Below are 24,140 nucleotides of genomic sequence, written 5' to 3' on the forward strand. Positions count from 1 at the left end.
CCTTATTGATGAGTTGCCACGTCTTTCGCGTGGTTTTGGAAGAATTTAGTTAAGATCTCAAGGTTTAGTTCAGAAATATCTGTACGTGCACCCATGCTTTTTGCAACAGGGCCCCAAGAGTTAACAGTGAAGTGATTCGCTGGAATTTTAGCGTGGCAAGTTGCACAGTAAACGTTATCCAATTCTTCTGCGTAATCCCATAACGGTTGATTAGAAGCAAGAACAGGAGCATCAATTGTGCCCGTTAGTTCAGCACTACGCCATTGATTACCGTAAGCGTCAGTTTTAGCCTCACCCAATTTTAATGCTTTAATACCCGCATCCGTTAAGGTCGCGATAATTGAACGTTGACCCTCACCCATGTAGATAACAGATTCTGCACCTTTCATTTGGTAACCAGAAACCATAACCGTACGCTGGTTATCTTTATGCGCGACAGTGGTTAATTCAACGGTTGGATTAATCGTCGCAAGATCAGCCATTTTAATGGTTTCAATTGGATAAACTTTTACTGCGTCTGCTTTAGTATTTTTAGCCATGTCAAAAAGGTGATCAAAAGCGGAGGTATCTAACGTAGCTTGCGGTGCAAAGTGGGCAACACCTTTATGACAGTCAATACAGGTTTGATTATTTTCTTTACCATATAAATGCATTTTCTGTGCACTTGCTGATTGGTCATAGGTTTCCATCGCATCAAGACTATGACAAGAACGACAAGTAGCTGAATCGTTTTCACGCATTTGTCCCCATACTGTTTCAGCCATTGCTAAGCGATGATCTTCATATTTGGCATCTGTATCAATTTTACCGGTAACAAATTCATGATAGATGTCTTTAGAAGCTCGAACCTTGGTAATTAAATAATCAATAGGATCTTTAGGAATATGACAGTCTGCACATTCTGCACGAATGCCTTTTTGATTACTGAAGTGAACGGAACCTTGATATTCAGCGAGTGGTTTTTGCATCGTATGGCACGACACACAAAATTCAGTGCTAGAGGTTGCATGAAGTACAGCTTGTGTACCCCCTAAGGTTATCCAACCAATAATAATGCCGATAACAGCAATTAGAGCAATATAGCGTTTTTTCATAAGTATGATCCTTTAGTTAGCCTTGTTATATGTGTGGCTATTTAAAGGATTTTACCGACTAATGTTACATATATACTCATAAACTATCTTTTATCATTCATAACTGTGATTTAGCCCTCACAATTGATGATTTTATTAATAGCAAATTACTTTTATTGACTTATTTGTAAACAATAGCCTTAATGCATTGTGTCGCGAGGTATTTTAAAATTTAACTCTATAAAATTAATATATATTTTCCAATAAATAACCAAGCCACAATAGGCGATATATTGCCTATTGTGGCTTGGTTGTTCACAACTATTACCATCAACTATTTGATGCTTTCTTATAGATTGCAATATTTAGTTGTTGAGGTAATAATTTAATATGTATCCTATTTTCTTCATATTGCTTAAAAGCATATATTTTCTTAGGCTTTATAGTATTTTTTTGCTTTCTTTTTTTCTGTAAATTTGAATTAATAATAGAACATAACGATAAATACCCATGCGTATCATAGGCCGCTTGGAATCTTTTATTTACCCGCTTTCTTAATTGATGCTTTTTTATTGACACACCGTTACCTAAAAGTTATTCATTTGAAAGTATTAACTATAAATAATTCATAGAGAACAATATCTACTAGTCGTATTTAAATAAAAATAAACTTAATTATATATCTAACCCAAAAGTAAATGTAAAATTACCATAATATCGTCCAAGGGCCACATCTTGCCTTTCTTTTTTTATTTTAACTAAAATTGGTAATTTAACTTTAGAGCCGCTAACTTTAATTTTAGTCGTTGATACTTGCTCTTTACCATCTTTTACTAGCTCTTGAACATCACATTTAGGACAAACAATATTTAATGGAATATCTGCAGCACCTAACTTTCCGTTAATATGCTTTAAATTAAAATCATTACCCGTAGGTATATTTAAGACTAACCCAGTAGAAAAAGACCCCGTTGCAATAACATTAAACATTGCAATCCCTTCGAGAAAAGCACTGTCTGTTTTACTAATATCAAAATCAAACTTGTGTATACCAGGCTTTTCTAATCGAACATCCATCAAATAGCCCGGTTTGTAATTTATATTAATCACTAAGTTTTTAAATTTATTTTGCCACGTCTGGACTCCAGATAAAGGCATAACAAAACCATAAGGATATGTAAATCCAAAATTAAAACTATATATACCTTCTCGTCTATCTGCTGTAGGTAAATTATCAAAAGCATCAATTATTTTCGTTTTATCGATAGATAATATAGGCCGAATAAAATGATAAGGCATTGCATTATTACTTTTTAAAACAGAACCAGAACATACAGTAGAACCCGTTGAATTAACAACAAAAGTAGTACTACCACTAATTCCAAACGAATCACATTTAGTTATTGGTGATTTTAAAGTGTCCTCCTTTAATGTATTGCTTGCTTTATATTCAAGGCCAACAATCGTAATTGCATCACTGATATTGACTTTTACACCACTAGGCCCTACCAAGCTGATATTTTTACTCTCGTATTTAAACCCCGGTGACCAAGAAGTTGCTGGTAATAAGTTAGTTTCAGGCTCCCAGCTAGCTAATGTTTTATAACTAGCAGAGGAAACACTAGAAACCACATTTTTAAATTTAAGATCGCTACCTGTCAGTTCACCATCGAGAATAAAAGAAAAACAATTTGAAGAATACATCGCTATTAATAATAAAAGTTTTTTATTATTTAATAACTTTATTAAAAATAACTTTCTTATCATTTGCAACAACCTCTTTTTTATAAAAAGTATCATCAATTGATGAAATAAATACATCAATCATGCCTTTTCTTGCATTTTTAGGTAATAATAGTTTTCTTATTTTCCCTGGAAGCATAATAACTTTAGTACTGCAATCTGCTTTAAACATAGCAGAACATTGATTAAAAAATACTTCTAAAGTTGTATTACTTGTGTTTTTAAGTAGCGCATATTCATTCTTTTTTTCAATTGAATATGATATTTTTTTATTCTTAGCAGGAATAACAAATATGCTTTCATAGCCATAACTTATAGCAACACCTTTCATTTTCCCATTTTTAGAATAAGGTGTCGGTGTAAATTGAACAGCAAAAACAGTATCGTGATCAGGATTACAGCCTTCAGCACATAATGCTCTCACACCTACTTTTTTCGCCATTAATGGGTCAAGGATAAATTTATTTTGAGTTAATGTTGCATCCCACTCTAATAAATTAGATTTAGTATAAGGTGTCTTAACCACCTTGCCACTTTTAACTTCAACCTTAGACAACTTAACATTAACAAATGCAGGATCAGCTTGATTATTTGTAACTGTATAAACGCCTGCACCATGTTCATCAGAAACTTTTAGCATCGTATCAATAGCAATTGCATGTGATATTGAAGGAAATAATAACACTAATAATATCAATTTTTTCATTTCTAATTCCAATCCTGGTTTAATAATAATACATAATTCGAAATTGTATCTTTCGGTACGTCAGCCGTTAACATGATGTCTGATAATTTTTCTTTTATATCATTACTTACTATTTGTTCCTGATCATAAGATACATAAACCAAGTTCTTATCATCTCCAAATTTCTTCTCAATAATATTGTATTGATTATCCTTATCTAAAGATGCATATCGCCATTTATTTTTAGTTTCAAATATACCTAAATAAACATAACGCATGTCTTTTCCAGTTAGAGGATCATTTATAACTAACAGTTGATCATTATCCTCTGGAATACAGTAATTCATACCTATATTTAATACACTAATATCGCGAACTTGAGGTGTTAAACAAGTTAATACTTTTTCTTTATTCTTTAAAACAAAAGGCTGTCCAGATCTAACTGCAATTTTAAAAATGTTACCGTCAATATTTTCAACATCAACACAACCCTCACCAACACATTCAACGTCTAAAATATCTTTATCAATAATATCTTTAAAACCACTAACAAAAGAAACAATTTTAGTTAAATTCATATTAGTCGTCATTACACTACCAGGATGAATAAAAAAGCTGGATCTATTCTTACCTGTATTTTCTAAAGATGATGATTCAGTATCAATTTTATTGTCATATTGAGAATATGACTTTAGCGGTACGATTTTATTATTCTGATTAATCTTAACATCATATTTACGACGATTATCTTGCTCAATAGTAAGAATACCATATGTGTCATTATCTTTAATATCATCTGATTTTTTAATATCTAACTTAAGATAAGCTTCTGATCGTTCTCTTGTAAAATCAATACCATCAGAATTAATTACCTGAGTATTATTAAATGCAATATTTTGCTGAATAGTTCCTGTTGTTGATATAGAGCCATAATAATTCGCATCAAAATTATTATTTTGATAATCACCCATAATATCTAAAGATGTATCATTAGTTTGATCTCTATCTTTTACAAATGCAGTCCTAGCTAATGCTGAAAAAGAAATATTATCGTCAGGTAATAAATCTCCAGTATCAAATTCAGAAGTAAAATCATTAAATTGATCTTCTTGTGCACTAGTATTAAAAGACAATTGGCTATTATTATCAAAATTTATTGTATATCTGAAATTAAATTGAAATTCATCATCAAATTGGTTATATCTACTAACTCTACCATCATTTTTGTTATACGTTATATCAAAATCAAAATTATTAGATGAATTATAATTATAATTATAGTTATTAGTTATAGATGTATTGCTACCTTCTTCATATTTATAATAATTATAGTACAATCCTGTCGATAAAGAACCAGTTAACAACATGGACTTATTTATATTAATATTGGTTCGAGAGCTACAACTTTCAGTAAAACAAGCAAGTTTATCATCTTCATCAAAATGATATTCCTCATAACCTATATTAATCCATGATGAATATAAATTAACAGAATTTAAATTAGATCCCTCACTATAAATTTTATTATTATAGGTAACTTGAGAACCATTAATGAACGTATAATCAACCGCAGACTGAAATATAACATCATTCTTTTCTGATAACGTGATAGCTCCAGATAGAATCAAACCATCAGATAATCCGTATGCTAGTTTAGCTGATGAATAAATAGAGTCATTATAATCATCATCGTATTCATCATTATGAGAATCATAATCATTGTTGTACCCTTCATTATTCTCTCCATTAGCTAACATACCAACCTGAACACGATAATCAAAATCGCCTTTTGATAACATTGCTGACTTTATATTATATATATTATATGTTTTATCAAAGAATGTATTACTCCCTGATTTAACTGTAACTCTAATTTCATAAACACCAGAGGGTAAATCGTTATATGAAATTTCTTGCTGTCCTGCTTTTACCGCATACTGTTTAATATACGTACCGTTTTTTTGTATGGATAATAACCCAGCAGAAGGTACATAAATATTAACTTTCTTATATGCTTGATTCGATTTTATAAGCAGATTTCGTGATGAGCCAAAAGAAATATCAACAGTATCAGAATCTGTAAATGACTCTATTACATCTGTTGCATTCATTGAATTATTATCTGAAAAATATCCAGCTTTTAATTCAGTATTATCTTTATTTACACTATAAGATAATTCATTGAGATCAAATACATCATCATTATTAGTATTGATATTAAAATCAGAACGTAAATATCCATATTTAAATCCTTGAACAAAATTATCTGATATATTTAAAGATGTATCATCATCATACTGATTAATAAAAACAGAAGAACTATTAATCAATGCATTATTATTATTTATATTTGATGCATATACTACTTTTGATTTTTTTTCTTTAAGTATATTTTCAGAAAGAAACACTCTTAATATATTAGAGTCAATATTATAGAAAAAAGCATAGCTATCTGTAGATACAATACAAGAGCTTGGTATTCCTTGACATTCATTTGTATTCATTATCCCTTCGTTAGATAGCAAATCAGATAATATCTTACTTACATATTTTTCTTTAATATTATTATTTTTCAATAGCTTTTTGAAATTATCAATTGCTAACTTATCGTTTTTATTCAACCGTACTTTGTTATATGAACTAATTAACGCTTGTTTTCCAAAATCACCAGAAGGAAAAACAACTTTTACAACTTTGTTCTCCTCATTAAACATTTCCTTAAATTCATCAGGGATGTTGTCATATTTCAAATCATCAGAATATGCCACAGATGAGTATAGGCATAAAAAAAAGACAGTTAATACTAGATGACTTTCTCTCATATCGATAGCCCAACCATTAGCGTCATTTTACCTTCACAATATTTATAATTATTAATAAAATCAGTGACAGGTATTTTTGAAAAGGAAAGATTAATTTTTTTTACACTAGCTTGTGTTCCAGACACAACATCATCAAACTCTTGCCATAATAACGGGTTGCGACTATTCACTTCGACGAGATCCCCCACATTATTAGTCATAGCTAATACTGGCGGTTCATAATAAATAGTTTTCCCATTATGTAGTAAACAAGAAGCATTGTTTTCCACAAGATTAATATCATAATAAAAACTTTCAAGTCGACTTGAAGGTATATCAGTATTAACAGTTAATGTAGAATTAATATCGTGGAAACGTTCATGACTTTCATCATAAATAACAGTAAAATTATTTGGCGATATCACAACTGATTTAATTTTAAACCCTGCGGCAGATGGTGTTACATCAGCTTGGAGTAGAAAATCAACAGGAAATTCAGTCTTAGCAAAACAATTACTAGCAAAAAAAGTGCACATTAACACTATTAACATTTCTTTAGACAAAAGACACTCCTGAAAATCATTAACCAGCTGGATAAAATAAAAGATTAGGCATCTATGATGCCTAATCTTAATATTATATTATGCTACTGTAGCTAGAACATTAGCGTTTACAACTAGAGGCTCAAGCAAGTTCAGAGGCGTAGCTGAAGTTACAGGCGATACACTGTTTACACTTAGAGTAACAGTTGAAACTCCGTTAGCACCAGCTTTAGACGTTAGCTCTGTACCTGATGCAATATCAGTCATTTTAATATCCATACCTGCTGTAGAGTTCGCACCCCAAGTAGCAGTGATACCATCAGCATCCACTGTCCAGTTTGTAGCGAATAAATCGCCAGCCGTTTTAGAACCTGAACCTTGATCCCAGTACAAACGAGACTCTAGAATGATAGGTGTTTTTGTCTCAAACGTACCATCGCCTTTAACAGTTAGAACACCGTCTTCAACAGCACCAGAACGAGCACCAGTAATTACGATGTCGTTACCAGGAATAACCTTAGCAAAACCGCTCCACTCAAGAAAAGCAGATGAAACATCACCAGCTGCTGGTGTAGGTGCTGTTGCTGCTGGAATAGTAGCTGGTACAGCCGCTTGAGATACTGCAGAGAAACCAAATGTCGCTGCCAACACTGTTGCTAATAATAATTTATTCATTGAGACTAACTCCGTTAAACGTCTTATATTATTAAACGTTTTAATTATTCAGTTACACCATGTAACCGATGAATCACATATTAATATCAATAAGAAACAGAATTAATAGCATTTAAAAAAAGAGGGATTAAAAATTGCTATTAATAAGGATCGATAGGTTTAATTATAATCGCGCCAGCATCTATTTAATGTTTCGTTAACCATGATGATATTTAATGTATAAATAATAATTTAAGACTTATTTATACTAACGGGAACAGATTTCCGTTCACTCTTTTTTGAATCAGCTTTATTTATAAGTGAGGCTACATGTTTAATATAAAAAAGTGCTTAATTTTTATTTTATTACCACTATTCCTTATAGGGTGTGGTGGTGAAAATGAAGAACAATTGCCACAAGAAATTGTCGCAATAAATGCTCAGGACTTACTAACTTTTGCTCCAATAAAAAATACACAAGTTGTAGATCTTAGAAACAAAGTAACGGCAGAAAATAACCAAAGTTTAATAATAGAAAGTGTTGAAAGCATTGATAATAAGTGTTCTTTCAATGAAAATGATATAGAAGGTTTAACATTTAAGGTCACCACAACTGATAGCGAAAATGTTTGTCGCTTTAAATATAATGTGAAACCAGCATCATCACAATATAAAGGAACAAGCGAAGCTATCGTTCAGGTTGTTGTAACAAAAGATTATACTCGAGGAGACTTTCTTCCTCCCGTTTCACGTACTGTAATAGAAGGTGGTTTATTAACTTTAAATAGTAAAGATTTATTAATTGAATCTGGTTTTGAGATTGATCCAACATCTGTCTATTTAATTGGTGATACAGGCTCTTCAGATATAGGTATGATTGCAGGTGTAGATGCATCATCAATAAAATATCAAGCTCCTGCGGCAACAACTGGTACGGTAAGAATTTTCTACACTGAAATTGATTCGATTAAAAACATAGCAAGACCAGGTATTATTTATATCGCCATAGGTCAAGAAAGTAACCATAGTCCAATAGCACTAGATCAAAGAATAGATGCTTTAGATAGAAGAGAAGTTGATATTCCTATTGATATATCGTCTTATATATCTGATCCTGATGGAGATAATATTCAACTAATTGACACAAAATCAATAACAGGAAGAGTAATTATTGATTCTCCTCACTCTTTCCTCTATACACCAGGTTCATCAGGAAAAGAAGTTATTACTTATATAGTTTCAGATCATAATGGTGGGTATGGCATTGGTCTATTAACATTTGATGTTAATGAATATAAATCAATAGTTGATAGTGTTCAGAACCTTACTTTCACTCCCCCATTAACTTTCAACCAATTATCAGTAATTGATGGCGTTTATACTGATTCCTATAAAGAGCTAGGATTTACTGGTTACACTGGTTTATATCCAACTTTCAGCAAAGATTTGGCAGAAGCTTACTGTAAAACAAAAGGAATGAAATTAGCATCACTTGCTGAATTAAAGGCGATGCGAACCAATGTATTAGCGGATATGCCAATATTCCAAACTGATTATCGTTGGCATAGTGGCATCAAATACTTAACCCATGATGCTAATGCAATAAGCCTTGAAACAGGCAGTACAGCATCTGTTTCTGACGGTTATTTTTCATGTACGAATGATCTTACTGCTCATGGATGGGAATTTTTGGACCCTTACTATAGTGGATTATTTAACACACCAACAAAAATTTATATTACGTCAAAAACAGCAGGTGATTCCATTTTCCTTCCGGACGATGATTATAATCTAACGTACAAATTTGAAGCTTTAAGTGTTGATGGCATATTAATTGATCCAACCTTAGCTTCAACATATTTATCAGTATCAATTAGCGGTAATACCATTACTGTGACAAAAAAAAGTAATGCGTATGCTATTGCTGCAACACTAGAGATATCAGATATAATTGCACCAAGCACTAAAACTAAACTTATTTTAGGAGTTTCGCTATGCCCTCTATCAGTTACTCCACCAGTAGCCGATGAATTAAGTTGTATTTTAGTATTACACCCAAGAAAGGGGTATGATGCCAGTGGTACTGAAGCATTCTCAACTGCGTTATCAAATAATATGTTAACCATATTAGGTATGAAAGAAAAACAGATACACTCCCTTGGAAGCAAGCAAGTTGGAAAAGGAGTAACTAAATTTCAAACAATAAGATGGGGTGACAAGGATACAACATATAGTACTAGAAAAAATTGGTTAGAAAAATTGAAACTTGTTTGTGATGCAATGTCTAAACTTAAAGTCGATGGGAGAGACAATTGGGTAGTTGGTGCTGATAATATCAAACCACAGCGCGGAACTGCAACTCGTGTAGCATTTCTAATACCATCACCTGAATACTATCCTGCAAAAGATTTTGTTGAATGGATGTGGAAACAGGATGGTAGAACCGAATATGTAGGAAACTACGGATTAGGGTATGCAAATGCAGATCCAAAGGTTACAACATATGTAAATCAATCAACTACTACGACTACTTTTCTTCAACAATCAGCCTTTGTTCCAGAAACGTACACTTTCCCATCATGTTGGTCAAAAAATTAACTTATAAGCGAAATGTGATATTATCCCGTTTTACTTAAAATAATCCCATAACCTATTGAAATATATTTTTATATGCCGTTCACTTAAAGTGAACGGCTTTTTTATTTATAGAAAAATTTAAATAAAAAACCAAGGAAATAAAAATATGATACCAATGAACTGTCATTTAAACTAAATCCTAACACTTGATAACTAATAAAATTATAAATGAGACCGACGATTACTATGCATGGCAGATGATTAATTTAGTATTCGTACTGATGACTGGTGTTAGTTAGTTAAATTCATTTTTTGAACAAAATTAGTCAAGTAGACTTAGTTCAGAGACTCCACTAATAAAAGATTACATTGAATCTTTCAAACTAAGAGCAGCAACTCATTCAAAGTCCACATCACTGCTAACATTCATAGCATTTTTAAATTAACCACAATTTTTCATCAGCTCAGCTGTCATAGCTCTTGAACGTGCCGAATTATTCATATCATATCTATTTGTAATATATCATTGCTCGACCCATCACCCCTCTCATCGTTATATTCAATTAAGATGCGTAAACGTCACCCATTAACTCTAAAAGTAATAAATCAGACGGTATTTCAGTCATTAATAATATTAAATATATCCATAAAAAAATCCGAGAATATAAATATTCTCGGATTTTTCTTTAGATGACTATTTATTAGTTTAATTATTCATTTCGCAACTTAATTGCATTACCTTTATAGTATTTATATTAAGTGGTAAGATCCATCGTCACTAACGATAATATATTATTATCATTTTTACAACATCTATTGTGTTGCAATATCTATCTCTTTATTTCTATAAATTTCAACAAAATAACAAATAAATAGCATTACAAACCTGAATTTGTTCATGCTTTTTTATTACATATACAGCTATGATTTATGACTATAATATCATTACAAAAATATATAGCACATATTTATCTAATGTAACGACAAATATACTCAACGATAAAAATTGCGGATACTAATTATTCAATAAGTTCATTTAAAGTATAATTTATTAATAATGATGCCTTTGACACACATAATAATTAACCTCAAAGAAATCACCCTATAAATCCTTATCTTCATTTATATATTAATCTACTATTATAAAACCATACCAATAAGATATATATTATATGCTACATTATTTTTATAAACATAATTCAACTATTCAACTCTTATTAAAAAACACTCAGAACATTGATAAAAAACAAAGAAATCAAAAACAAACAAAATTCTTTTTTATTTTCTCAAAAAACAAGCCCTATAGTAATAGCATATTAAAACACATCAAATAACTGATGCTATTATTAATTAGATAAAAATAAAAATCACATTACATTATATAGATAAAAAATATCCAATCGAAAATATTAAATAATATTATCTAATAAAACATTTGCTTTTTATATGCACTCATAGCATCCTAAGCGCCTTTTTAATCATCTTAAGATATAGTCGGGTATGAAAGATAATTTTAAAAGTTTACTTAAACAATATAGAATTGATAATAATTTATCTCAAAATGATTTTGTCGATATGTTTATTTCATCTAATAATTTTTTACTAAAATTAGATACGGTTACATTAAGCCGCTGGGAGAATGGTAAAACAGTACCATCGATTGAAAAAAAAATGAATATTATGAGAACACTTAACCTGCTCACTCAATATATAGATAGTATACGTGGATTTGACAAAACTACTAAGATAGATGCATCACTTAACATCCGTTTTGGAATTGAATATGAGCGATATAAAAAACTCAACGGAATCGATACAACACAGAATATACAATTTGAGCACATTTCAGATAAGAAAAACTTACATGCGCATATAGAAAAATATTTAATGCCTGAAACTATAGAAATTATCAACATAGATCCTTCCCCAACATTAAGTATTGGACACTGGTTTTTAAATAAGAAAACAGAAGCATTTTTCATTCATGCATTTGTTAACGAAAACATATATAACAATTACAATTACAATTACAATAATATAAATTCAATCATTCTTCTTGAGCAGGTAACTTCAACGAGAATTTTTTACAAATTATGCTTATTAAGTGCATTCAATACACTTTTAAATAACAACCATATTGACTATGTATTTGCATTTGCAAATACTAAGTTTTATTTAAAGTTATTTTTAGCTATTGGTGGGGATATAATTACTACCATAGGTGATTTATCAGCCCCCCCACCCTGCAATGAAGTTATTTTAAAGCACACAACAGTAATTAAAATAGATGCCATTAAGTTATTATCAAATAAAGACTTCTTGTTCTTTTGCTTACAAAGTCGCACTGAATTGAAAATTACAACCCCTCAATTATTAGCTCAGATAGACGACTTCAAATGTTAAATTAATTAACACTTAAAATATTAACCATACATAATAAGCCATTTTCAAAAATGGTTGTCATTTGAATTACATACGTTGTGGTAAATATGATAAAAACCATAAAAAAGTGCTAAGTATTATATACTTAGCACTTTTTATTTTTCATTTATCATTAACTTTTAGATTAGATATATTATAAAAACAACAACAGAGCAATACCTCCCCTCATCTAAAATGAGATAAAAGTTACACTGTTTTACATTTACTAATTTTAATAAATGTTATGGCTTAATGAACTTGTACACCTAAATAAGATAAAATACTCTTAAAATTAAAATGGCGTACATAATGAAAAAAACCATGATGTAAGCTATTTGAAATACCTCGTAGTAGAGGCTCTGCGGGTGCAAGGACAATAGCTGAGCAGCTAATCCAAGAGGGTATTATAAAGCTACTAGCTTAATGAAAGAGCCCAGTATTATAAGTAACCAGCCGAATAAACATAAATATAAAATATCTGATGACGTCTCTAAAATAGCCCCGAACTTATTAAATAGAAAATTTAATGTTAAAGCGGCAAATCAAGTTTGGTGTGGCGATGTGACGTACGTTTGGGCGGGTAATAAATAGCTATATTTAACCGCTGTTATGGATCTATTTGCTCGAATAATGTGGGTTGAGCATAGCTCAGATAGCCCAAACAGTGATTTCTCTTCAAATGGCTTATGAAAGCCGTGGCCGACTATAAAATGTGATATTTCATTCAGATCAAGGTTGTCATTACACCAGCCTTCAATTCAAGTAAACATTGTGGAAATACCAATTAACTCAAAATATGAGTCGACGAGGAAATTGTTGGGATAATGCCCCAATGGAACGATTTTTGAGAAGTTTCAAAACAGAGTAGATGCCCAAATAATTATGCAGAAGCAGAAAGGGACATGCTCAAATATATTGCAGTATCAAGCGGAGTCATAGTTATAACAACTACTTATTTCCAGTAATGATGGAAGCAGCAGCTTAATGTAAACACCTATAAAGGTGTACAGTTTTACTTGGCAACTTAAAAACGACTTAAAGCTAAAAGTCTAACTCTGTTTTGTTTTTCAATTGAGCATTGAAATATAGCTAGATTGATACATTTAAAATATCATCTATAGCCATTGGTTTATGAAAGAAATAACCCTGGCATAAATTTACACCCAACTCTTTAACTATGCGATAGGTTTCTAAATTTTCTATACCTTCAGCAACCGTTTGTAACCCCATGCTTTGTGTTAAATCAACTAAATGCTCTATTATTTTTCTATCTGAATAATTTGTAGTAATATTTTCAATAAACATTTTATCTATTTTTAACTCAGTGAATGGTATGGCTCTTAACCGAGACAAAGAAGAATATCCAGTACCAAAATCATCTATAGAAAGGCCGAATCCGAGAAAATTTAATTTTTCAATATTTTCTAATGATGTTTTTGTTTCAATATACTCAACATTTTCTGTTATTTCTAACGTTATATTTTTGTTTGGAATACAGTTTTCTTTACATTTATTATCTAACCACTGGTATAGGTAAGGAACATTTAATGTACTTGGAGAAATATTAATAGATATTTTTTTTAGCCTATTGTTATAGGTTAAATCCTTTATCGCCTGATTAGCGGAAAAGAAAAAAAGTTCACTAATTAAATTATCTCGCTCTGCACTTGCGATAAAAATCTCAGGGCTGACATCCCCTAAATATGGGCTTTTATATCTTAATAAAACTTCAACACCATTTAATGAGTTATCCTCTACATTATAAATTGGTTGATAATTATTAGTGAAAAAATTATTACTCAGACCATCAATTATAGTATCTTTTGTTATTACAATTTTTTGACTACACATATAAAATCAACCATTAGAGTTAGTAAACACACCTTACCCTTATGCATATCGCATCGTAATAGCATCCTTAATTTAAGAGATAATTTAATGCTATAAATTATAACTAAAACATTTGATTTTCACATGCAATTAGCATTAATATTACTTATGTTAATACTATGCTTATCTTATGTTAGAGGTAAAAAGTGCAAGATAATTTTATTACGCTTATAAAAAAACACAGAAATGACAATGAGTTATCTCAAAATGATCTTGTTGACATACTAACGTTAAATGATGATTTTTTATCTAAATTAGATGTGGTTACTTTAAGTCGTTGGGAGAATGAAAAAACCTCACCTTCGTTGGAAAAAAAAGTAAGAATTATGCGAAAGCTAAAGCTACTTGTACCCTATATATATTCAATTAATGATTTTAATATAAAGACCAAAATAGAAAAATCAATGAACATTAGATTTGGAATAGAACTTAATAAATATAAGGAAATAAATAGTTTAAATAACTCAAAAAAAATATCTTTTGATTTTTCAAATAAAAAACATAATCTTGGTAAAAATATAACTGATTTTTTAGAAAAACAAGACATTGGGTATCTTTCTCTAATCGATAAATGGCCAATCAATGTAGGAACTTGGTATTTAGATAATCAAGTACAAGCTTTTTTTATACATTTATATACAAATAACGAAATATTTACTTATGGTCATTGTGATAGTTGGAGTCAATTATATAAAAAAAACATTGATGGTGAAATAAATAGCATTTTATTATTAGAACAAATATCATCAACTAGAGATTTTTATAGACTATGTTCCTTATGCTTATTTGATACTCTTATTAAAAATGACGAACTAAAATATGTCTTTACTTATGTTCGTACTGACTATTTTTTAAAATTAGCACTCTCCCTTGGCTTTGAAGCAGTAGCAACAATTACTGAGCCTGATTCGGTGTTAAATGAACATATGGATTTGAAATTCTTATGTGTAATAAAAATTGACGCTATAAAATTATTAACGAATAAAGATTTTTTATTCTTTTGTCTAAAATGTTATTACGATTTAGAAAAAAATAATCCTCTACTATTAAACAAGATCTATGAAACATCAATTCACGCTCAAACATTAAAAAACACAAAAAAAGCCCCAGCTCTCGGTACAGAGTAGGGGCTTTAGATAGTGACGGTAAACTTACGTTCACCAATAATAAATAACATCCTGTATATCTATTACTTTGTCCCTTGGTATTAGGCTGGAGACCGATAGAGACGGGAACCAGTAAGCATAAGACAATAACCACATATTATCGCTATGGTGATTTAGCCATAACACACGGTTAGCGTTTTATTCCAACTGATTTAACGACGCATCTGTTTCTGGGTCAATTCAACCGCACGTAATTGTGCCATTGCTTTTGCCAGATCCATTTCCGCCATTGCGAAGTTAACATCATCAGCATGCTTGTTGATGTTTTCTTCGGCGGCGCGACGAGCTTCATCAGCGCGGGCTTGATCGATGTCCTTCCCATGCATTGCCGTATCGGCAAGTACAGTTACTACGTTGGGCTGAACTTCAACTATACCGCCAGAAATATAAAGGATTTCTTCGGGATCCTTCAGATTTGTGACAAAGCTTGCTACACCAGGTTTTAGTCGGCTCAATAAAGGAGAGTGACCAGGGCGAATACCCAACTCACCATCGGAGCCTGAAACTGCCAGCGCGTGAGCTGGACCAGAGAACAACGGTCCTTCAGCACTTACGATATTAAGCTGGAACGTGTTCTCGGTAACGCCAATAGCCATAATGCCTCCTCAAGCCTTATAAGGTTTTCGCTTTTTCAAGTACATTTTCAATGCCACCACAGTACAAGAATGCTTGTTCTGGAATGTCATCATACTCGCCGCTTAATAAGCCTTTAAAGCCTGCGATAGTCTCTTTAAGAGAAACGAAAATACCTTTTTGACCGGTAAATACTTCCGCTACGTGGTAAGGCTGCGTTAAGAAACGTTCAATCTTACGTGCACGCGATACGGTTTGCTTATCTTCTTCAGATAGCTCATCCATACCAAGGATAGCGATAATATCTTTTAATTCTTTATAACGCTGAAGTACTGTCTGCACACCACGAGCAACATCATAGTGCTCCTGACCAACAACCAATGGATCAAGCTGACGTGAAGTTGAATCCAATGGGTCAATCGCAGGGTATAGGCCCAATGCAGCGATATTACGAGACAGTACAACGGTTGCATCTAAGTGAGCAAAGGTTGTTGCTGGTGATGGGTCAGTCAAGTCATCGGCTGGTACATATACCGCTTGAATAGAGGTGATAGAACCTGTTTTAGTTGAGGTAATACGCTCTTGTAGTACACCCATTTCTTCAGCCAATGTTGGTTGGTAACCTACCGCTGATGGCATACGGCCTAACAATGCAGATACTTCCGTTCCCGCAAGTGTGTAACGGTAGATGTTATCGATAAATAAAAGAACATCACGGCCTTCATCACGGAAACTTTCTGCGATAGTTAAACCAGTTAGCGCTACACGTAGACGGTTACCTGGGGGCTCATTCATCTGACCGTAAACCATGGCAACTTTATCAAGCACTCCGGCTTCTTTCATCTCGAAGTAGAAGTCATTACCTTCACGAGTACGTTCGCCGACACCGGTAAATACAGATAGACCTGAGTGTGCTTTGGCGATGTTGTTGATAAGCTCCATCATGTTAACGGTCTTACCTACACCCGCACCACCAAACAAACCCACTTTACCGCCTTTCGCAAACGGACAAATAAGGTCAATTACCTTAACGCCAGTTTCTAGTAATTCAGAGCTGTTTGATTGATCTTCATATGAAGGTGCAGCACGGTGAATAGCATATTTTTTCTTTTCACCGATTTCACCACACTCATCGATTGGGGTACCCAATACGTTCATGATACGGCCGAGGGTCTCTTCACCTACCGGTACAGAAATTGGCGCATTAGTATTAACCACTTCTAAACCACGACGAAGACCGTCTGATGAACCCATTGCAATACAACGAACAACACCGCTACCAATTTGCTGCTGCACTTCTAATACTAATGCTGCATGCTCACTATCACTTAAGGTAAGCGCATCATATACTCGAGGCACGCTATCTTGATCAAATTCAACGTCAACGACAGCGCCGATGACTTTGACAATCTTACCAATACTCATTTGATGTCCTTAAAATTCTGTTTAAACGGCTTGTGCCCCAGCTACGATTTCACTTAGCTCTTGGGTAATTGCTGCTTGACGGGCTTTGTTATATACAAGCTGAAGATCATTAATCAGCTCACCCGCATTATCTGTTGCAGCTTTCATTGCAACCATTCGTGCTGCTTGCTCACAAGCGATACTCTCAACGGTGCCTTGGTAGACTTGTGATTCGATATAACGAAGCATCAATTCATTGAGGATCGGTTTAGGATCAGGTTCATAGATATAATCCCAGCGACTTGCTTTATTCGCATCTTCAGATGCAGTCTCTTCAAGTTCCGGGTTAGGTAACAGCTGGGTTACCTTTGGCATTTGCACCATGGTGTTTACAAATTGGTTGTAAACCAGGAACAAGCGGTCAATTTTGCCTTCGTCGAAAAACTCCAACATGGCATTAACCGGGCCTAAAATATCTTCTAATTTTGGCTCATCACCAATACCTGATGTTTGTGCAATTACGTTGCCGAAGCGATGAAAAAACGAAATTGCTTTTGAACCGATCAAGGTGGTATCTACATCAACCCCTTGATCTCGCCATTGGCGCATATCGGCCATGGCTTTCTTGAACAAATTAATGTTCAAACCACCACATAATCCTCGGTCTGAGGAAATGATGATGTAAGCGACTCGTTTTACTTCACGCTCTTCAAGATAGGGATGCTTATATTCCAACGAACCGGAAGTTAAGTGTCCGATCACCTTACGCATATTCTCTGCGTAAGGGCGGGTAGCTTCCATGTTATGTTGAACTTTACGCATCTTACTTGCGGCAACCATTTGCATTGCACTAGTGATCTTTTGCGTATTTTGTACGCTAGCGATTTTAGTGCGGATCTCTTTTGCATTTGCCATGGTTAGCTCCTATCTACATTCATACTGCGTCGTTTGGACGGAAAGTATTCTCGTTACTTAGTACGACTGCGTATCAACGAATGTTTTTAGAAGCTGATGCAGACTTGCTTCGATATCATCGTTGTAATTACCTGATTCATTAATTGATGCAAGCAACTCAGCATGTTGGCTCTTAGCAAACGCCATTAATGCCTCTTCAAACACACCAATTTGAGATAACTCAACGTTGTTTAAATACCCTTTCTCAGCAGAGAAAATAGCAAGTGCTTGCTCCGCAACTGACATCGGTGCATATTGCTTTTGCTTCATCAATTCCGTTACTTTTTCACCATGATCAAGCTGCTTACGTGTTGCGTCATCTAGATCCGATGAGAATTGCGCAAATGCGGCTAATTCACGGTACTGCGCGAGTGCTGTACGAATACCGCCTGACAGCTTCTTGATAATTTTAGTCTGAGCTGCACCACCAACACGCGATACTGAAATACCAGGATCTACTGCTGGACGTAAACCGGCATTAAACAAGTTAGTCTGCAAGAAGATCTGACCATCAGTAATCGAAATTACGTTAGTGGGTACGAATGCTGATACGTCACCTGCTTGAGTTTCGATAATTGGCAGCGCAGTTAATGAACCAGTTTTACCTGTTACTTCACCATTAGTGAAACGCTCAACATAGTTAGCATTTACACGTGATGCACGCTCTAGTAGACGTGAGTGAAGGTAGAAAACATCACCAGGGAAGGCTTCACGGCCTGGTGGACGCTTAAGCAATAGTGAAATTTGGCGGTAAGCTACTGCTTGTTTTGACAAATCATCATAGACAATTAGTGCATCTTCACCGCGGTCGCGGAAATATTCACCCATCGTACAACCAGCATACGGTGCTAGGTACTGTAGTGCTGCAGCTTCTGAAGCAGAAGCAACCACGATGATAGTATTTTGTAGGGCGCCATTTTCTTCTAATTTACGCACTACGTTCGCAATAGTTGACGCTTTTTGACCAATCGCAACATAAACAGAATAAATACCAGAATCTTTCTGGTTGATAATGGCATCAATCGCCATCGCTGTTTTACCTGTTTGACGGTCACCGATAATAAGTTCACGTTGACCACGGCCGATTGGTACCATTGCATCAACTGCTTTGTAGCCTGTTTGAATAGGCTGATCAACCGATTTACGGTCAATAACACCTGGAGCAATGATTTCTACCGGTGCGAAACCGTCATTATCAATAGCGCCTTTACCATCAATAGGTTGGCCAAGGGTATTAACCACACGCCCTAATAAACCTTTACCTACAGGAACTTCAAGAATACGACCTGTACCTGTTACTTTCATGCCTTCTGCAAGGTCAGCATAAGGGCCCATCACTACCGCACCTACAGAGTGACGCTCTAAGTTAAGTGCTAACGCATAACGGTTGCCAGGAAGTTCAATCATCTCACCTTGCATAACATCAGCAAGACCATTGATATTAATAATACCGTCGCTTACAGAGACGATAGTCCCTTCGTTACGTGCTTGACTTGTCACGTTGAAGGTTGCGATTCGTTGTCTAATTAAATCGCTAATTTCGTTCGAGTTTAGTTGCATATCTATTACCTATTACGCCTGAAGGCTCGTTGCGAGTCGGTTGATAGAGCTTTTAAGCGTGCCGTCAATCACCAGTTCTCCAGCGTTGATCAGTATGCCGCCTATTAGCGTTTCATCGATGTGGCAATCAAGCTCAACACTACGATTTAATTTTTTCTGCAGCGCCTGTACTAAATTGGCTTGTTGTTGAATGCTTAATGGCTCAGTTGTGGTGACATGCGCAGTAACCATGCGTTCATAATCATCTTTAAGCTCACGAAACAATTCAACAACCTGAACGATCACATTTAGACGTCCATTCTCAGCCATTACTTTGATCAGATTCTGGCCATGTTCATCCAGTAGACCTTCACAAACGCCCAAGAACATGTCAGTAAACGCTGCTGAATCGTTAGCACCAAACTGTTCACTGTCTTCAATCTGTTGAGCAATGATTGGTTGACTAGCAACCGTTGCTGCGATGGTCAACATTTGCTCCCATTGTTCCAATGCCTGATTAGCAACTGCATAATCAAATGCAGCTTTGGCATAGGGCTGAGCAATGGTTAGTGGATCTGACATAATGTGCTCTCCGCTTACATATCCGTGATAAGTTTATTAACGAGATCGCGGTTAGCATCAGTATCCAAATTGCGATTAATCAGTTTCTCTGCTGTTTCAATGACCATATCGGACATTTCAGCACGTAGTTCCTGACGAATGCGATTACGTTCGCTTTCTAACTCTGCTTGACCTTGCGCTACAAGACGGGCTTTCTCTTTCTCGCCTTCTGCATGGGCATCTTCGATAATTTGTGCTCGACGCTTATTACCTTGCTCAACTAACTCACTCGCACTTTTCTTCGCATCTTCAAGAACTTTGGCACCATTCGCTTTTGCGATATCAAGTTCTTTCGCTGCGTTTTCAGTATGAATAAGCCCATCTGCAATATCACGCTGGCGTTGTTCTATTAGCGCAGTAAGCGGCGGCCAGACATATTTCATACATAACCAAACAAAAATCACAAAGGAGATTGCTTGACCAAGCATGGTTGCATTTAAATTCATACCATCCTCACTATTTAAATAACGTTATGATAAATAACGGTAGTTTTAGCTATTAAGCCACAGCAAAGATGATGTAAAGACCAATACCAACACCAATCATAGGAACCGCATCGACAAGACCCATCATGATAAAGAACTGCGTACGTAACATCGGCATAAGATCAGGTTGACGTGCAACACCTTCAAGATATTTACCTGCTAAGTTACCAATACCAGCCGCCGCACCTGCAGCGCCCAAACCAATCAGTAGTGCACCAGCAACATAAAGAACTGCACTTACAATATCCATGAATGACTCCAAAATTATTAAATAGTTAAAACGTAAATCGAACTTAGTTTATTAATGTTCTTCTGTTGCCATCGCAAGGTAAACAACGGTTAGTACCATGAAGATAAAGGCTTGAAGGAACACAATAAGAATGTGGAATAATGCCCATGGAACGCTAAGTGCCCACTGCATCCACCACGGCATCAATGCTATTAGGATGAAAATCATTTCACCTGCGTACATGTTGCCGAACAACCGAAGACCGAGAGAAATTGGTTTTGATATTAATGTCACTAACTCCAAAACTAAATTCACAGGGTAAAGCCATGGACTTTCAAAAGGTTGTGTAGTGAGTTCTTTAATAAAGCCACTAAGTCCTTTTGCTTTTAGTGTATAAATTATGATTAACATAAATACACCAAGCGCCATCGACATCGGCACATTGACGTCCGCTGAAGGTAATTCACGGAAATGCTCAAAACCAAGTAGACGAGCAAGTGCTGGAATAAAATCAACCGGTAGTAAGTCAATGGTATTCATTAAGAAAACCCAAACAAAAATAGTTAAAGCCAATGGCCCAATTAACTTATCTTTAGTTTGAAAAATTTCCTTAACAAGGTCATTTACAAATTCATAAGTGATCTCAATGAAACATTGCAACTTACCCGGAACACCACTGGTTCCTCGTGAAGCAACATATCGAAAGACACCGATAAACAGTAAACCTAACAACCAAACCATGAGCATGGAGTCAATGTTAATGCTCCAAAAACCCTTACCCACAGTGAAGAATGTTAGATGGTGCTCAATATAATCGTGAGCGGTAGTTACTGATTCCACCTTACGTCATCCTAAATTGAGGTTTGTTAAGTATCGGAGTTAAAAAGCACCCTAAAAATGTAACGCTATACGCCAATAGCATAATTTTGTTATCGACGGGTATAAAACGAACTACAGCGAGTATCATTAACGCGGTATAAACCCATTTAACTAATGAGTTAAGCTTGGCTAAATATCTGATACTAATATCTCTATTCATCTTCAATTTATATGCCGCACTACCAAGTCCGAGCAATGAAGGAATAACAGCAATCGCCACACCTATAATTGCAGATTTCACATCAAACATATTTTTTGTAATACAAATAGATATTATAAATAAAAATCCAAGTATTAACTGTCCGAGTAATATGATTTTTGCTGCAGAAATAATATCGTTACAACCTGAGTCTGCTTTCATATTTAAATCCTCTACACCGACTGTATCGTAATTATTATGACTCCTTAGTTTTGCAATGTTTATTACAGAAAATATAAAATCATTAATTATTTTCTGTTTATATCAGGCTACACATTGAGCCTGTATAAAAACTGAATATATTTTCAAATATTTTTATATCACAATAAAACATTAATTTTGCACTTACTTAAATATATAAAACCAAGTTATATATAATAAGCATTTTCACTAATAGGCTTATTTTTCAATACGTTTAGACCTACTGAATGCGTTATGAAATCTACGTGAACAATTTTGCGATAGCCATTAAAATAAATGCAAACAATGATTACCATTTTTGGTAGTTGATGTTGCAACCTAACATTTACATTATAATGTGCAAAATCAGCATAATTAACCATTAATAATCTTTAACTTATTTTTACAGATAGGAATATTAGTTAACTAACATAGCTGATTGAAAATTACGTTGTTTTCTCTGCCATTACATAATTACTTATTTAAATTAGAAAAAGTAACCACTATTTAAAAAATCATTTTAGTAACAAAAAACAATCAAAAAAATACCATTTAGAAACTAAAATATAATGAAAAACAAGAATATTATTTTTATTGAAAAAGCAAAAAAACGCCATCAGCAACGGTATAGTTATGCTTTTTTTGATTATATAAACGCCAAAACGAAAAGTATTATTACTTGCCCTATCCATGGGAATTTTGAACAAAGGCCGGATGTTCATCTTGCAGGGCATGGCTGTCCTGCTTGTTCTGGTAAGTTAAAAATGGACATTCAAACCTTTATTAGCCGATCTACGGTACTTCATGGTGGCAAATATACCTATGGGGAATTTATATATAGTGGAACTTTACAGAAGGGGATCATTCACTGTCGTATTCATGGTAACTTTACACAAAGTCCTAATGCACATCTTGCAGGAAAAGGATGTCCTAAATGTGTTTCGTCGTATCATTACTCACAAGCTGTCTACATTGAAAAAGCCAATGCTATTCACCTTCATCGTTATCAATATTCAAATATAAACTATACCAGCGCACTTCAAAAAATAGACATAACTTGTCTTATTCATGGTATTTTCACTCAACGTGCAGATGCACATTTACGCGGAAGTGGCTGTCCAAAATGTGCAAAAAACAGCCATAAAAAAACCACAAAACAATTTATCGTTGATGCAAAAAAAATTCATGGTAATCGGTATAACTATTCATTGTTTGAATATCAAAACATGCGAACGAAAGGCATTATTATTTGCAGTATTCATGGCCAATTTTGTCAATTACCAACCAACCATTTGGCAGGCAGCGGCTGCCAAAAATGTGCTCTACAAAGAAGAAAAAAAATCAATGGCATAAATAAACAACCGCCAATTAAATTATTACAATCTTATTAAATCACTTAAGTTGACGCTTTATTTTGCCACCAATGGCGGAGTACAAAATATTGCTCCTACTGTATAATAAGCACCATATTAAAAGACGAACCCATACTCTTTTAAATATAAGCTGGCGTTATTTGGGTATTTAC

General features: G+C 34.0%; 20 protein-coding genes and 1 pseudogene. 5 read left to right on the forward strand and 16 right to left on the reverse strand.

Annotated elements, in window-relative coordinates; genetic code table 11:
• Positions 1–2: 2 nt before the first annotated feature.
• The 6 genes from C9I86_RS06425 to C9I86_RS06455 form a co-directional block, all read right to left on the reverse strand.
• On the reverse strand, positions 3–1,094 hold the full coding sequence (locus C9I86_RS06425; RefSeq protein ID WP_107275953.1) for a NapC/NirT family cytochrome c: 1,092 nt from the start codon (positions 1,092–1,094) through the stop codon (positions 3–5).
• A 654-nt stretch (positions 1,095–1,748) separates the two neighbouring features.
• On the reverse strand, positions 1,749–2,840 hold the full coding sequence (locus C9I86_RS06435; RefSeq protein WP_080155462.1) for a hypothetical protein: 1,092 nt from the start codon (positions 2,838–2,840) through the stop codon (positions 1,749–1,751).
• Positions 2,803–3,522, reverse strand: coding sequence for a hypothetical protein (locus C9I86_RS06440; RefSeq protein WP_065194313.1), 720 nt, complete (start codon positions 3,520–3,522; stop codon positions 2,803–2,805). The genes C9I86_RS06435 and C9I86_RS06440 overlap by 38 nt, the downstream gene beginning before the upstream one ends.
• A gap of 2 nt (positions 3,523–3,524) precedes the next feature.
• On the reverse strand, positions 3,525–6,323 hold the full coding sequence (locus C9I86_RS06445; protein ID WP_080155461.1) for a CS1-pili formation C-terminal domain-containing protein: 2,799 nt from the start codon (positions 6,321–6,323) through the stop codon (positions 3,525–3,527).
• Positions 6,320–6,865 carry a hypothetical protein gene (locus C9I86_RS06450; protein WP_144396125.1) on the reverse strand — a complete coding sequence of 182 codons (546 nt, stop codon included), beginning with the start codon at positions 6,863–6,865 and terminating at the stop codon, positions 6,320–6,322. The genes C9I86_RS06445 and C9I86_RS06450 overlap by 4 nt, the downstream gene beginning before the upstream one ends.
• A gap of 78 nt (positions 6,866–6,943) precedes the next feature.
• Positions 6,944–7,519, reverse strand: coding sequence for a hypothetical protein (locus C9I86_RS06455; protein WP_080155459.1), 576 nt, complete (start codon positions 7,517–7,519; stop codon positions 6,944–6,946).
• A gap of 309 nt (positions 7,520–7,828) precedes the next feature.
• On the opposite strand from C9I86_RS06455, the gene C9I86_RS06460 reads away from it, so the two are divergent.
• From C9I86_RS06460 to C9I86_RS20260, 3 genes and pseudogenes are all read left to right on the forward strand, one after another.
• Positions 7,829–10,096, forward strand: coding sequence for an Ig-like domain-containing protein (locus tag C9I86_RS06460; protein ID WP_107275954.1), 2,268 nt, complete (start codon positions 7,829–7,831; stop codon positions 10,094–10,096).
• A gap of 1,479 nt (positions 10,097–11,575) precedes the next feature.
• Positions 11,576–12,478, forward strand: coding sequence for a helix-turn-helix transcriptional regulator (locus C9I86_RS06465; protein ID WP_080155457.1), 903 nt, complete (start codon positions 11,576–11,578; stop codon positions 12,476–12,478).
• 367 nt (positions 12,479–12,845) lie between these two features.
• Positions 12,846–13,361, forward strand: a pseudogene (locus tag C9I86_RS20260) (DDE-type integrase/transposase/recombinase); the annotation flags it as partial.
• 224 nt (positions 13,362–13,585) lie between these two features.
• Here the strand turns inward: C9I86_RS20260 and C9I86_RS06470 are convergent.
• A complete protein-coding gene (locus C9I86_RS06470; RefSeq protein WP_107275955.1) occupies positions 13,586–14,347 on the reverse strand; it encodes an EAL domain-containing protein in 762 nt (253 codons plus the stop codon).
• A gap of 185 nt (positions 14,348–14,532) precedes the next feature.
• Here C9I86_RS06470 and C9I86_RS06475 point away from each other — a divergent pair, with 185 nt between their 5' ends.
• Complete coding sequence (locus C9I86_RS06475) at positions 14,533–15,513, forward strand: helix-turn-helix transcriptional regulator (RefSeq protein WP_107275956.1); 981 nt, start codon at positions 14,533–14,535, stop codon at positions 15,511–15,513.
• Positions 15,514–15,704: 191 nt separating this feature from the next.
• Here the strand turns inward: C9I86_RS06475 and C9I86_RS06480 are convergent, their stop codons facing one another.
• The 9 genes from C9I86_RS06480 to C9I86_RS06520 are packed head-to-tail and all read right to left on the reverse strand — an operon-like array spanning position 15,705 to position 22,597.
• Positions 15,705–16,148, reverse strand: coding sequence for a F0F1 ATP synthase subunit epsilon (locus tag C9I86_RS06480; protein ID WP_080155454.1), 444 nt, complete (start codon positions 16,146–16,148; stop codon positions 15,705–15,707).
• Between the two features lie 16 nt (positions 16,149–16,164).
• Positions 16,165–17,550 (reverse strand): F0F1 ATP synthase subunit beta, encoded by a 1,386-nt coding sequence (gene atpD / locus C9I86_RS06485; RefSeq protein ID WP_080155453.1) that lies wholly within the window; start codon positions 17,548–17,550, stop codon positions 16,165–16,167.
• 21 nt (positions 17,551–17,571) lie between these two features.
• Entirely contained in the window at positions 17,572–18,444 is an 873-nt protein-coding gene (gene atpG / locus C9I86_RS06490; RefSeq protein ID WP_080155452.1) for a F0F1 ATP synthase subunit gamma, read from the reverse strand.
• 57 nt (positions 18,445–18,501) lie between these two features.
• Entirely contained in the window at positions 18,502–20,043 is a 1,542-nt protein-coding gene (atpA, locus tag C9I86_RS06495; RefSeq protein ID WP_080155451.1) for a F0F1 ATP synthase subunit alpha, read from the reverse strand.
• 12 nt (positions 20,044–20,055) lie between these two features.
• Entirely contained in the window at positions 20,056–20,604 is a 549-nt protein-coding gene (locus C9I86_RS06500; protein ID WP_080155450.1) for a F0F1 ATP synthase subunit delta, read from the reverse strand.
• Between the two features lie 14 nt (positions 20,605–20,618).
• Positions 20,619–21,089, reverse strand: coding sequence for a F0F1 ATP synthase subunit B (gene atpF, locus C9I86_RS06505; protein WP_080155449.1), 471 nt, complete (start codon positions 21,087–21,089; stop codon positions 20,619–20,621).
• 52 nt (positions 21,090–21,141) lie between these two features.
• Positions 21,142–21,378, reverse strand: a complete 237-nt coding sequence (atpE, locus tag C9I86_RS06510) for a F0F1 ATP synthase subunit C (RefSeq protein WP_036791577.1) — start codon at positions 21,376–21,378, stop codon at positions 21,142–21,144.
• 51 nt (positions 21,379–21,429) lie between these two features.
• A complete protein-coding gene (gene atpB, locus C9I86_RS06515) occupies positions 21,430–22,197 on the reverse strand; it encodes a F0F1 ATP synthase subunit A (RefSeq protein ID WP_080155448.1) in 768 nt (255 codons plus the stop codon).
• 1 nt (position 22,198) lies between these two features.
• Positions 22,199–22,597: a hypothetical protein gene (locus tag C9I86_RS06520; RefSeq protein ID WP_107275957.1), complete on the reverse strand. Its 399-nt coding sequence runs from the start codon at positions 22,595–22,597 to the stop codon at positions 22,199–22,201.
• A gap of 587 nt (positions 22,598–23,184) precedes the next feature.
• Between C9I86_RS06520 and C9I86_RS06530 the strand changes: the two genes are divergently transcribed.
• Complete coding sequence (locus C9I86_RS06530) at positions 23,185–24,006, forward strand: hypothetical protein (protein WP_107275958.1); 822 nt, start codon at positions 23,185–23,187, stop codon at positions 24,004–24,006.
• Positions 24,007–24,140 lie beyond the last annotated feature (134 nt).

The sequence above is a fragment of the Photobacterium sp. NCIMB 13483 genome (genome assembly GCF_003025475.1).
Classification (GTDB): domain Bacteria; phylum Pseudomonadota; class Gammaproteobacteria; order Enterobacterales; family Vibrionaceae; genus Photobacterium; species Photobacterium piscicola.

Coding starts and splice junctions, on each gene's coding strand:
- C9I86_RS06425 (WP_107275953.1), bottom strand. CDS start 1,094: ATGAAAAAACGCTATATTGCTCTAATTGCTGTTATCGGCATTATTATT.
- C9I86_RS06435 (WP_080155462.1), bottom strand. CDS start 2,840: ATGATAAGAAAGTTATTTTTAATAAAGTTATTAAATAATAAAAAACTT.
- C9I86_RS06440 (WP_065194313.1), bottom strand. CDS start 3,522: ATGAAAAAATTGATATTATTAGTGTTATTATTTCCTTCAATATCACAT.
- C9I86_RS06445 (WP_080155461.1), bottom strand. CDS start 6,323: ATGAGAGAAAGTCATCTAGTATTAACTGTCTTTTTTTTATGCCTATAC.
- C9I86_RS06455 (WP_080155459.1), bottom strand. CDS start 7,519: ATGAATAAATTATTATTAGCAACAGTGTTGGCAGCGACATTTGGTTTC.
- C9I86_RS06460 (WP_107275954.1), top strand. CDS start 7,829: ATGTTTAATATAAAAAAGTGCTTAATTTTTATTTTATTACCACTATTC.
- C9I86_RS06465 (WP_080155457.1), top strand. CDS start 11,576: ATGAAAGATAATTTTAAAAGTTTACTTAAACAATATAGAATTGATAAT.
- C9I86_RS06470 (WP_107275955.1), bottom strand. CDS start 14,347: ATGTGTAGTCAAAAAATTGTAATAACAAAAGATACTATAATTGATGGT.
- C9I86_RS06480 (WP_080155454.1), bottom strand. CDS start 16,148: ATGGCTATTGGCGTTACCGAGAACACGTTCCAGCTTAATATCGTAAGT.
- atpD (WP_080155453.1), bottom strand. CDS start 17,550: ATGAGTATTGGTAAGATTGTCAAAGTCATCGGCGCTGTCGTTGACGTT.
- atpG (WP_080155452.1), bottom strand. CDS start 18,444: ATGGCAAATGCAAAAGAGATCCGCACTAAAATCGCTAGCGTACAAAAT.
- atpA (WP_080155451.1), bottom strand. CDS start 20,043: ATGCAACTAAACTCGAACGAAATTAGCGATTTAATTAGACAACGAATC.
- C9I86_RS06500 (WP_080155450.1), bottom strand. CDS start 20,604: ATGTCAGATCCACTAACCATTGCTCAGCCCTATGCCAAAGCTGCATTT.
- atpF (WP_080155449.1), bottom strand. CDS start 21,089: ATGAATTTAAATGCAACCATGCTTGGTCAAGCAATCTCCTTTGTGATT.
- atpE (WP_036791577.1), bottom strand. CDS start 21,378: ATGGATATTGTAAGTGCAGTTCTTTATGTTGCTGGTGCACTACTGATT.
- C9I86_RS06520 (WP_107275957.1), bottom strand. CDS start 22,597: ATGAAAGCAGACTCAGGTTGTAACGATATTATTTCTGCAGCAAAAATC.
- C9I86_RS06530 (WP_107275958.1), top strand. CDS start 23,185: ATGAAAAACAAGAATATTATTTTTATTGAAAAAGCAAAAAAACGCCAT.